Source organism: Kitasatospora sp. NPDC005748, from assembly GCF_040630735.1.
In the GTDB taxonomy this organism is placed as follows: domain Bacteria; phylum Actinomycetota; class Actinomycetes; order Streptomycetales; family Streptomycetaceae; genus Kitasatospora.
Map to the genome: position 1 here is coordinate 119,466 of NZ_JBEXYD010000016.1, position 11,078 is coordinate 130,543.

At 72.8% G+C, this 11,078-nt stretch carries 8 protein-coding genes; 3 read left to right on the forward strand and 5 right to left on the reverse strand.

Annotated features, from left to right (window positions below; translation table 11 throughout):
- Nucleotide 1 precedes the first annotated feature (1 nt).
- The 4 genes from ABZ495_RS15290 to ABZ495_RS15305 all read right to left on the reverse strand — a co-directional run bounded on the left by ABZ495_RS15290 (nucleotide 2) and on the right by ABZ495_RS15305 (nucleotide 5,071).
- On the reverse strand, nucleotides 2-1,375 hold the full coding sequence (locus ABZ495_RS15290; RefSeq protein ID WP_359836188.1) for an aldehyde dehydrogenase family protein: 1,374 nt from the start codon (nucleotides 1,373-1,375) through the stop codon (nucleotides 2-4).
- The gene (locus ABZ495_RS15295; RefSeq protein WP_359836190.1) at nucleotides 1,372-2,109 is read right to left on the reverse strand and encodes a gamma-glutamyl-gamma-aminobutyrate hydrolase family protein; all 738 of its coding nucleotides are present in this window, start codon (nucleotides 2,107-2,109) and stop codon (nucleotides 1,372-1,374) included. Before ABZ495_RS15295 ends, ABZ495_RS15290 begins: the two co-directional genes overlap by 4 nt.
- Nucleotides 2,110-2,267: 158 nt before the next feature.
- Entirely contained in the window at nucleotides 2,268-3,623 is a 1,356-nt protein-coding gene (locus tag ABZ495_RS15300; RefSeq protein WP_359836192.1) for a glutamine synthetase family protein, read from the reverse strand.
- A complete protein-coding gene (locus ABZ495_RS15305; protein ID WP_359836200.1) occupies nucleotides 3,620-5,071 on the reverse strand; it encodes an amino acid permease in 1,452 nt (483 codons plus the stop codon). Before ABZ495_RS15305 ends, ABZ495_RS15300 begins: the two co-directional genes overlap by 4 nt.
- 348 nt (nucleotides 5,072-5,419) lie before the next feature.
- On the opposite strand from ABZ495_RS15305, the gene ABZ495_RS15310 reads away from it, so the two are divergent.
- On the forward strand, nucleotides 5,420-6,169 hold the full coding sequence (locus tag ABZ495_RS15310) for an FCD domain-containing protein (RefSeq protein WP_329485424.1): 750 nt from the start codon (nucleotides 5,420-5,422) through the stop codon (nucleotides 6,167-6,169).
- Nucleotides 6,170-6,401: 232 nt separating this feature from the next.
- Nucleotides 6,402-8,207 (forward strand): hypothetical protein, encoded by a 1,806-nt coding sequence (locus ABZ495_RS15315; RefSeq protein WP_359808515.1) that lies wholly within the window; start codon nucleotides 6,402-6,404, stop codon nucleotides 8,205-8,207.
- A 162-nt stretch (nucleotides 8,208-8,369) separates the two neighbouring features.
- Here the strand turns inward: ABZ495_RS15315 and ABZ495_RS15320 are convergent, their stop codons facing one another.
- The gene (locus ABZ495_RS15320; RefSeq protein ID WP_359808516.1) at nucleotides 8,370-9,527 is read right to left on the reverse strand and encodes a Dyp-type peroxidase; all 1,158 of its coding nucleotides are present in this window, start codon (nucleotides 9,525-9,527) and stop codon (nucleotides 8,370-8,372) included.
- Between the two features lie 289 nt (nucleotides 9,528-9,816).
- On the opposite strand from ABZ495_RS15320, the gene ABZ495_RS15325 reads away from it, so the two are divergent.
- Nucleotides 9,817-10,986 carry a right-handed parallel beta-helix repeat-containing protein gene (locus tag ABZ495_RS15325; protein ID WP_359836194.1) on the forward strand — a complete coding sequence of 390 codons (1,170 nt, stop codon included), beginning with the start codon at nucleotides 9,817-9,819 and terminating at the stop codon, nucleotides 10,984-10,986.
- The last annotated feature ends 92 nt before the right edge of the window (nucleotides 10,987-11,078 follow it).

Consider the following 11,078-nt stretch of genomic DNA (forward strand, 5'->3'; position numbering starts at 1 on the left):
ATCATTCCTCCGTGGAGATGAAGACGTTCTTGGTCTGGGTGAAGGCGGCGAGCGCGTCCGGGCCGAGCTCGCGGCCGAGCCCGGACTGCTTGAAGCCGCCGAAGGGCGTCGAGTGGCGCACCGAGGAGTGCGAGTTGACGGAGAGGTTGCCGGCCTCGACGCCGCGGGAGACCCGCAGTGCGCGGCCGACGTCCCTGGTCCAGATGGACCCGGAGAGGCCGTACTCGGTGGCGTTGGCGATCCGCAGCGCGTCCTCCTCGTCGCGGAACGGGACGACGGTGACGACCGGTCCGAAGATCTCCTCGGTGAACGCCGGGTCGTCGTGCCGGACGGGCGCCAGCACCGTCGGCGGGAACCAGAAGCCGGGGCCGTCCGGGGCGGTGCCCCGGAACGCGACCGCCGACTCGTCCCGGACGTAGGAGGCGACCCGGGCGTGGTGGGCGGCGGAGATCAGCGGGCCCATCTCGGTCTTCTCGTCGGCCGGGTCGCCGACCCGCACGGCCCGCACGGCCGGCTCCAGCAGCGCCATGAACTCGTCGTGGACGGAGGCCTCGACGAGGATCCGGGAGCGGGCGCAGCAGTCCTGGCCGGCGTTGTCGAAGACGGCGTAGGGGGCGGTGGCGGCGGCCTTGGCGAGGTCGGCGTCGGCGAACACGAGGTTGGCGCTCTTGCCGCCGAGTTCGAGGGTGACCGGCTTCACCTGGGCGGCGCAGCCCGCCATGATCTCCTTGCCGACCCGGGTCGAGCCGGTGAACACCACCTTGCGCACGTCCGGGTGGGTGACGAAGCGTGCGCCGACCACCGGGCCGCGGCCGGGCAGGATCTGCAGCACGCCCTCGGGGAGGCCGGCTTCGAGGGCGAGTTCGCCCAGCCGCAGGGCGGTGAGGGGGGTGAGTTCGGCGGGCTTGACGATGACGGTGTTGCCGGCGGCCAGCGCCGGGGCCAGGGCCCAGGCGGCGATCGGCATCGGGAAGTTCCAGGGCACGATGACGCCGACGACGCCGAGCGGTTCCTGGAAGGTGACGTCAAGGCCGCCGGCCACCGGGATCTGCCGGCCGAAGAGCCGTTCGGGGGCGGCGGCGTAGTACTCGATCACGTCGCGGGCGTTGCCGGCCTCCCAGCGGGCGTTGCCGATGGTGTGGCCGGCGTTGGCCACCTCCAGGGCGGCGAGGTGCTCCCGGTCGGCGTCGACGGCGGCGGCGAAGGCGCGCAGCAGCCGGGCCCGGTCGGCGGGGGCGACCCGGCGCCAGGTGTCGAAGGCGGCCCGGGCGCGGGCGACGGCGGCGTCGGTCTCGGCGAGGCCGGCCAGTTCGACGGTGCTGATCACCTCCTCGGTGGCGGGGTTGACCACCTGGTAGAGGTCGGGGTCGGTCATCGGGTCGTCTCCCTGGGGCGTGCGCGAGAGTGATCGGCGGGAAGGCGGCTCGCCTCGACGAGCGCGCGGAACAGGCGCGGGTCGTCCGGGTCCGTCTCGGGGTGCCACTGGACGCCCAGCGCGAAGCGGTGGCCGGGCAGTTCGAGTGCTTCGACCGTCCCGTCGTCGGCCCGGGCGGTGACGCGCAGCCCGTTTCCGGTGCGGTCGGTGGCCTGGTGGTGGTAGCAGTTGACCTCGGCGGCCGGTCCGAGGACGGCGGCCAGTCGGCTGCCCGCCTCGACGTCGACGCGGCGGCGGACGAACTCGGCCGGGACGATCTGGTGGCTCCGCTCGGGCAGGTGCTGCCGGAGGGTGCCGCCGAGGGCGACGTTCAGCAGCTGCATGCCGCGGCAGACGCCGAGCACCGGCAGGTCGCGGTCGAGGGCGCCGCGCAGCAGGGTCAGCTCCCAGTCGTCGCGGGCCTGGTGCGGTGGGCCGGTCCGCGGGTCGGCCTCGGCGGCGTAGCGGGCGGGGTCGATGTCGGGTCCGCCGGCCAGCACCAGGCCGTCCAGCGCGTCCAGCAGAGGGCCGGCGTCGCCGGGCTGCGGCGGTAGCAGCACCGGCGTGCCGCCCGCCGCGGCGACGGAGTCCACGTAGGTCTGCGGGACGAGGCTGGCGCGCTGGCGCCAGACGGACCAGGCGGCCTCGTCCTGGTAGCTGGTGATGCCGATCAGGGGGCGTCGGTCAGGGTTCACGGTCGCTCTCTGTGGTCACGGTCGCCGGGGGCGGGGGCGGGGGCGGTGTCGGGCTCGGTCGTCGGTGTCGGTCGCCCGGGGTCGGTCGCCCGGGGTCGGGTCGGTGTCGGGTCGGTGTCGGGCGGGGCATCGGTGTCGGGCGGGGTCGTCGGGCGCGGTCACAGCCGTTCGAAGCCGCGGCGGCGCTCCCAGTCGGTCACCGCCCGGTCGTAGGCGGCGAGTTCGACCCGGCCGGCGTGGGCGTAGTGGCGGACGACGTCCTTGCCGAAGGCCTCGCCCGCGGCGGCGCTCCGCTCGAAGACGGTGACCGCGTCGCGCAGGTTGGCCGGTACCCGGGGGGCGTCGGAGGCGTAGGCGTTCCCGGTGAACTCCGGTTCGAGTTCCAGCTGTTGCTCGATGCCGTGCAGGCCGGCCGCGATCAGGGCGGCGACCGCGAGGTAGGGGTTGACGTCGCCGCCGGGGACGCGGTTCTCGAAGCGCAGCGAGGGGCCGTGGCCGACCACCCGCAGGGCGCAGGTGCGGTTGTCCCGTCCCCAGGCGATCGCGGTGGGCGCGAAGCTGCCGGGTACGTACCGCTTGTAGGAGTTGACGGTGGGGGCGAACAGCAGTGCGAAGTCCGCGAGGCAGGCGAGCTGTCCGGCCAGGAAGTGCTCCATGGTGCGGGAGAACCCGTTCGGCCGGTCCCCGGCGAACACCGGCGCGCCCTGTTCGTCGCGGAGGCTGAGGTGGATGTGGCAGGAGTTGCCCTCGCGCTCGTCGTACTTGGCCATGAAGGTGAGGCTGTAGCCCTCCTGCGCGGCGATCTCCTTGGCGCCGGTCTTGTAGACGGAGTGGTCGTCGCAGGTGGTGAGGGCGTCGGCGTACTTGAAGGCGATCTCGTGCTGGCCGAGGTTGCACTCGCCCTTCGCCGACTCCACGGTGAGGCCGGCGCCCGCCATGCCGTTGCGCAGCCTGCGCAGCAGGGGTTCGATCCGGCCGGTGCCGAGGACGGAGTAGTCCACGTTGTACTGGTTGGCCGGGGTGAGCTTGGTGTAGTCCTTGTCCCAGGCCTGTTCGTAGGTGTCCCGGAAGACGATGAACTCCAGCTCGGTGGCGGCCTGGGCCTGCCAGCCGTACCCGGCCAGCCGGTCCAGCTGGCGGCGCAGCACCTGGCGCGGGGAGACGGCGACGGGCGTGCCGTCGTGCTGGGTGATGTCGCACTGGACCATGACGGTGGCCGGGTGCCAGGGCACCGCGCGCAGGGTGGCGAGGTCGGGGCGCAGGGTGAGGTCGCCGTAGCCGCTCTCCCAGGAGGAGATGTCGTAGCCGTCCACGGTGTTCATGTCGATGTCGACGGCGAGCAGGTAGCCGCAGCCCTCGGCGGCGTTCGGGACGACGTCGGTCAGGAAGTAGCCGGCGGCGACGCGTTTGCCCTGGAGGCGGCCCTGCATGTCGGTCATCGCGAGCACGACGGTGTCGACGGAGCCGTCGGCCACGCGGGCGCGCAGCTCGTCGAGGGTGAGCCTGCTGTTCAACGGATCTCCAGTTCGGCGTCTTCGGCGTCCGGTGCGGCGGGCCCCGGCGGCGTCTCGTGGATGCGGGGGCCGGTGAACCAGTGGCGGGCGGAGGCGAGCCACCAGAGGCCGGCGAAGCCGACCACCACGGTGACGGCGACGGGCGTGTAGTTGAAGCTCTCGGCGGTGATCGGGCTGACGGTGGGGAGCATGAACAGGACGGTGATCACGGCGGTCCAGCCGACCGCGACGGTGCCGATCACCCGGCTCCAGCGGCCCAGGTGCCACGGGCCGCGCGGGAACGCCTCGCCCTGGCGCAGCCGCAGGTAGACCGGGATGACGTAGGAGATGTACAGGCCGATGACCGAGATCGAGGTGACGGCGGTGTACGCGGTGGAGTTCCAGAGTGCGGGCAGACCGAGCAGGAGCGCGCCGCCGGTCGCCAGCCAGACCGCGTTGGTGGGGGTCTGGGTGCGCGGGTCGATGCGGTGCCAGAGGGCGGAGCCGGGCAGGGCGCCGTCACGCGAGAAGGCGTAGATCATGCGGGAGTTGGCGGTGACGGAGGCCATGCCGCAGAAGAACTGGGCGCCGATGACGATCAGCAGGAGCAGCTCGGCGCCGTTGGTGCCGATCGCGTCGATGAAGATCTGGGCGGGCGCCACCCCGGTGTCGCTGTGCAGCGCGCCGTCGTAGTCGCGGATGGCGAAGGTGATGCCGAGCAGCAGGATCCAGCCGGCCACCAGGGAGACGGTGATGGCGTTGACGATGCCGCGCGGGCCGGAGCGGGCCGCGTCCTGGGTCTCCTCGGTCATGTGCGCGGAGGCGTCGTAGCCGGTGAGGGTGTACTGGGCGAGGAGCAGACCGAGCATGGCCACGTAGAGCTGGTTGTGGAAGCCGGTGTTGTTGACGAACTCGGTGAGGACGAAGGACGCGGAGGCGTGCCGGTCCGGCACGAGGACGAGCACCCCGACGATGACGGCGACGCCGACCAGGTGCCACCAGACGGACAGGTTGTTGAGGAAGGCGACGAGCCGCACGCCCCGGGTGTTGAGCAGGCCGTGCAGCACCAGGATGACGGCGAAGATCTCCACGGTGTGCGCGGGGCCGGCCGCGAAGCCGAACTGGAGGCTGAGGAAGGCGTTCGTGAAGAAGGCGGCGCCGTAGTCGACGCCGGCGGTGACCGCGACCTGGCCGAGGAAGTTGAACCAGCCGGTGAACCAGCTCCAGGCCGGGCCCCGGCTGCGGGCGAGTTTGGCGGACCAGTAGTAGAGGCCGCCGGCGGTCGGGTAGCTGGAGCAGATCTCGGCCATCGCCAGCCCGACGCAGAGCGTCAGCAGGCCGACCACCGGCCAGCCCCAGATGATCATGGCGGGTCCGCCCGCGTTCATCCCCGTCCCGTACAGGGTGAGGCAGCCGGACAGGATCGAGACGATGGAGAAGGAGACGGCGAAGTTGGAGAATCCCGACATCGAGCGGGCGAGCTCCTGGGTGTAGCCCAGCTCGCGGAGGCGTTGTTCGTCGGCGGAAACGGGTGGTGCGCCGTCCGGAAACACCGGCGGGGCAGGGTGGTCGGGTGAGCGTTCGTCGGTCATGGGCACCCCTGGGGGTTGAGGGTGTGCCGGGCCGTGCGCGACCACGGCGGTGTGGTGCGCGGCTCCCGGCGGGTCAGACGGTCGGGCGGCTCTCCAATGGTCTGGAACCAGACCATTGAGGTGGGTGAGCAGCATCGTTCACCCAGCGGCAGGGCCGCGTCAAGGGCCCCGGGAGCGCGAGTCGGAAGGTGCGTGCCGGAGGGCGCTCATAGGTACGATTCCGGCGTGGACGTCGACGAAGCACGCGAACAGGCGCGCCTGGACTGGCAGGCCGGGGCGATCTTCCGGCCCGTCCGGACCGGCAACGCCTTCGAGGAGACCGTCGAACGCCTGCTGCAGGCGATCAAGCTCGGGGTCTTCGGACACGGCGACCGCCTGCCCGCCGAACGCGACCTCGCCGCCCGGCTCGGGGTCAGCCGCGAGACCCTGCGCGAGGCCCTCCACACGCTCCAGGAGGCCGACTGCGTCGAGTCGCGCCGCGGCCGCTACGGCGGCACCTTCGTCACCTACCGGATGCCGCCGCCGGACGTCGGCGAGCTGCGCCGCGCCGTCCGCGACCTCGGCGGCGAACTGGAGGACGCGCTCACCTACCGCCTGGTGCTGGAGACCGGCGCCGCCGAGGCCGCCGCCCGGCGCACCCTCTCCCCCGACCAGCGCGCCTACCTGGAGCGCCGGCTGGCCGACCTGGAGGGCGCACCCGCGGAGCGGTACCGCCAGCTGGACTCGCGCTTCCACCTCGCCGTCGGCGAACTCACCGGCTCGCGCACGCTGGCCACCGGCATCGCCGAGGCCCGGATGCGCCTCAACGACCTGCTGAACGCCATCCCGATGCTCGACCGCAACATCGAGCACGCCGCCGACCAGCACCGGGCGATGGTCCGGGCGATCCTGGACGGCGACGGCGAGGCCGCCCGCCGCGCCACCGAGGAGCACCTCGCCGGGACGGCCGCTCTGCTCCGGGGCTTCCTGGCCTAAGGGGTGTTTGCGAGGTCCCGACTGGACTCCGCTCCCGCCCCGGACGAACCACCGATCACCCTAACCCTCTTGATTTCCAAGGGAGTTCAGGCCAGACGACGACCGGTTCGGGCCAGCTCCGGGCAATCGCGACACCCGGGCCGCAGGACGGTGCCTACCGTCGATGGGCCGGTTGGCACCCGTCCTGTCGGCCGCCCCGTCGTGTGGAACACCGAGGTAGGGAGTCCGCGCTGTGTCATCCTTGCTGCACTACGAGCTCGTCGCCGATCCGACGTCCCTCCAGGCGTCGCTCCAGGACGAACCCTCCCTGGGGACGGTCTACGTGATCGTCTCCAACACGCACCAGTCCCAGGTGGAGTGGGAGTACATCGACGTGGTGATGCCGTTGCTCGCCATGTCCTCCGACCTGACGGACAACGCCGCGGCGGTCACCGCGAGCGTCGAGCGGACGTACCAGAGCCCGTTCGACGACGCGCTGGAGTTCCGCTGGGACAGCGCCCAGGGCCACTTCCGGGCGCAGCTCTCCCAGGCGCAGCCCCCGACGAGGAAGAACGCGCTCCTGAGCAGCCACGGGGCGCTGATCCTGAAGCTGGAGAACATCCCGGTCTCCGAGGGCGCGGGCCTCACCCTCCTGGAGATCCGCGAGAAGGCCGGCGGCGGCGACGCCAACGAACCCATGCGGCGGGACCACTGCACCACCACCCTGGGCCTGGTGAAGCAGGCGCCGAGGGTCCCGCGCAACTTCCGCGCGCAGCGGTCCCTGGTGAACGGGGACGCGGGCGAGACCCTGGTGCTCCAGTGGGACGGGCCCACCGGTCTCGACTACGCGATCCTGGATCCGACGGGGGCCGAGGTCCACCGCGAGCCGGCCGTGCAGGGAGCCGCGGGGGCGCACCGGGACTACAGCTGGCCCACCGCCGCCCCGAAGCGCGGCACCACGTACACCCTGGTCGCCAAGGCCCCCGGCGGCGGGCAGCAGCGGGGGTACTTCCTCACCACCACCGTCCACGCGCTCGTCCCCGAGTTCGAGAGCGGGACGCGCACGCCGTGGATCGAGGGGACGGCGAACAAGGCCCTGGTCACCTTCACCGCGGACGGCCTGGAGGTCCGCGACGCCAAGCGCGACCTGGGGACGGTGCGGGCCAACAAGGTCGACGTGGACAACGTGACCACCCGGCTGGTCCAGGGGCGGACCGACAGCGCCGGCTGGATCACCTTCCCGGACATCGGCGTCAACGTGTACCACGGCACGAACAGCGACCTGGGCGTCCTCACGGCCGCCCGGGCCGACGTGGAGGGTGTCAACACCACCTGGGCGGGCAGCCGGGCCGGCGGGAAGGGCTGGATCGACTTCACCCAGCCCGGCGCCACCCTCCACAAGGACGGCAACCAGGGCCTCGGCACCCTCACCGCCGACAAGGCCGAGCTGAACGGCCTGAACACCACGTGGGTCGGCGACCGCGACGGCGGAAAGGGCTGGATCGACTTCCCCCAGAACGGCATCGACGTCCACAAGGACGGCGGCCAGGAATGGGGCGTCATCGCCGGCGACAAGGCCGACCTCAACGGCATCAACACCAAGTGGGTCCAGGGCCGGAGCACCACCGACGGCTGGATCGAATTCCCCGCCAACGGCGTCCGCGTCCTGCGCGACGGCGGCCACGAACTCGGCACCGTCACCGCCGGCGAGGCCGATCTCAGCGTGCTGCGCACCGAGCAGGCCCGCGTCTCCGGTGAGGCCTGGGTCACCGGTGGAGTGCGGGTGAAGGGTCTGCTCACCGCCACCGGGGGGATGAAGCTCTACCACGAGGGCGAGCGGATGTTCGTCACCATGCCGGACCGGATCCTCTTCTACGGGATCAACGAGTTCACGCAGTGGGTGACCTTCGCCCAGGGCATCGCCGTCACCTACGGCGACAGCAGCGTCTCGATGGCCAAGGGCAACGGGATGCTGGTCAGGAACAGCAACCTCCAGATCCAGCACGGGACGCTCTCCATTTCCTCCGGCGGCAACCCGCCGCAGGTCCGGGAGCTGTGAGGAACCCCGCGGCACCTGACCGGCGCCAGGCCCCGCCCCCGCGGTCTCGGGGGGCGGGGCCGTCTCGTGCGCCCGGACCGGGGTTGACTCAACGGGCGAACCGGGGCGAACCGGGATCACCCGTGAAGGGTCTCGGCCCGGCGGGCGCGACCGCCGGTGGCCCTACGCCCAGAGCGGTTCGCCGAGCGTCCCGCCCGGTGCGGCGCCGGGGAGCACATAGGCCACGGCCGAGGCCCGGTGCTCGACGAACGGGCCCAGCGCGTCGCGTTCGGCCAGGCGGTTCTGGACCCGGGTGAACAGGGCGGGATCGCGCATGAAGGCGCAGAACAGCAGGCCGCGGTCGTCGAGGCCGTCGTCGTAGCTGTAGCTGCGGCGGAGCATCCGGGCGCCGCCGTCGAGACGGGGGCTGCTGAGGCGGACGTGCGCGGACGCGGGGATGACGTAGGAGCCGTCCGGGTTCTTGGCGTAGATGTCCGGGTCGTCGTGCTCGGCGGTGCCGGTGAGCGGGACGCCGTCGCCCCCGCGGCGGCCCATCACCGCGTCCTGCCGCTCCCCGGGGAGCGCCGCGAAGCCGTCGACGTCCATCCGGATCCGGCGGTACACGAGGACGGTCCCGTTCTCGTGCGGCCCCGGCGGGCCCCAGACCCACTGCCGGGCGGCGTCGTCGTCGGGATTGGCGGTGCCGTCCTTGAAGCCGAACAGGTTCCGCGGTGTCACGCCCCGGGGCGTGAGGGGCAGGAAGCCGGACTGGGTCCAGCGGGGGACGAGGCCGGCGGCCTTCGCGGCGGCGGTGGCCAGTTCCGCGACGACCGTCGGGGTCCAGCGGTCGGCGGAGCACAGCTGGACCACCAGATCGCCGTGGCTGCGCGCCGGGTCGAGGCGCTCGCCGGGGAACGGCGGCAGGTCGGCCAGTCCGGCGGGCACGTTCAGGCCGAGCCGGGAGGCGAGTCCGGGACCCACGCCGACCAGGGAGGCGATCCGGGTCGGCACGCCCGTCCCCAGGCGCGGGTCGGGCAGCGTACCGGCGGCCGCGCCGGAGAGGGTGCGGGTCAGCGCGTCGAGGACGGCGCGGAGGGTCTGCCGGTCCGCGGCCGCGGTGGTCGCCGGGAGGTCGAACGACAGCAGCTGTGCGACAGGCAGTTGAGGCTCCGTCACCCCGGCCTGCCGGGGCCCGTGGAAGGGGACCGCCGACCCGGGCGGCGGGCCGGCGGGGTGCGACCGGTCGTCCGGTGTCAGGACGTCGCCCGCCAGCGCCTCGGCGGCCGCGCCGATCCCGGCGGCCAGCACCGCGCCCGCCGCGAGCACGGCCCTGCGTCCCAAACCGGCCGCGGCTGGTCGTGCCGGTTCCTGCGGATTTCCCGGTTCGGTATGCATGGCCGATATTGGAGACGATAGAACACGTATCATGCAAATCCCCTCTCCTCAGCGCCTGTTGTCCGCTCGGTCCGCCCGGCCCGCCGCATTCCGGGCGACGCTGCCGGGACGCCTGTCGGTGCTGGTCACCCTGGTCGCGGTGGCGGCGACGGGGTGCTCGGCGACGGATTCCCAGCCGTCCGGGAAACCGCATCCGGCCGGGAACGTCGTTCGCGTACCGGAGGACTTCGCCACGGTGCAGCAGGCGGTGGACATCGCGCGTGAGGGTGACACCGTGCTGATCCAGCCGGGGGTGTACCGCGAGAGCGTGCGGGTCACCGTGCCGCGGGTGGTCGTGCGCGGCACGGACCGGAACGCGGTGGTCCTCGACGGCGGTGTGCGGCTCGTCAACGGCATCACCGTCACCGGCGCCGGGTCGGTGGTGGAGAACCTCACCGTCCGCGGCTACCTCGCCAACGGCGTCCTGTTCACCGGGGTCACGGACGACCGACTGCAGCGTCGCGGCGCCGGCGGCTCGGCCTACGACCCGCTGGACACCGTCCGGTTCCCGCCGGTGCAGGGCTTCCGGGCCTCCCGAGTGACGGCGTACAACAACGGGCTCTACGGCATCTACGCCTTCGACGCGCGCGGCGGCGTCATCGAGGACTCCTACGCCTCCGGCGGAGCCGACTCCGGCATCTACGTCGGCCAGTGCAAGCCCTGCGACACGCTGGTGCGCGGCAACACGGTCGAACGCAACGCGGTCGGCATCGAGATCACCAACGCCTCGGACAACCTCACGGTGCTCGGCAACCGCGTGGTCGGCAACCGCGTCGGCGTGACGGTCAACTCCAACGACCTGGAAGCCCTCGCCCCGCAGCACGGCGCGGTGATCGCGGGCAACGTGATCGCCGGCAACAACGCCGCGGACTCGCCCGAGCAGGCCGACGGCGGCTTCGGGATCGGCATCGGCATCGGCGGCGGCACCGCGAACCAGGTGCTGCGCAACCTCGTCCGGGACAACCGCGCGGCCGGGGTCGTCATCACCGACCCGCCCGGGCACCCCGCCGCCGGCAACCGCGTCGAGGGCAACCACGCCACGGCCAACGGCGTCGACCTCGTGCTGGCCTCGACCGATCCCGCGAACTGCTTCACCGGCAACTCGCCCGCGACGCAGAGCCCGAACGCCCTGGAGGAGGTGGCCGGGTGCGGCACCGCCGCGCGCCAGGCCGTCCCGGCCGGTCGGCCGGCCGCCGTCGAACCACCGCCCGGCACACCGTTCAACTCCGTGCCCGTGCCGCCCGCCCAGCCGTCGATGCCCGATCCGACCGCGCCCGGCCGCCCGGCGACGGACCTGCCCGGACCGGTCGATCCGAACCGCTACCCGCTGCCGACCGACGTCGCCGCCATGCCGCAGCCGAACTGAGCCCGGCCGGCCGCCAGCACTGCCCGCCGGTCGGGGATCCCCGCCGGCTGACACGGCGGCGCCCGGCCGGCGGCGGCCGGTCAGCCGGCGGG

Bases quoted from the DNA above. Each gene is read 5' to 3' on its own strand.
- ABZ495_RS15290 (WP_359836188.1), bottom strand. From the start codon at position 1,375: ATGACCGACCCCGACCTCTACCAGGTGGTCAACCCCGCCACCGAGGAG.
- ABZ495_RS15305 (WP_359836200.1), bottom strand. From the start codon at position 5,071: ATGTCGGGATTCTCCAACTTCGCCGTCTCCTTCTCCATCGTCTCGATC.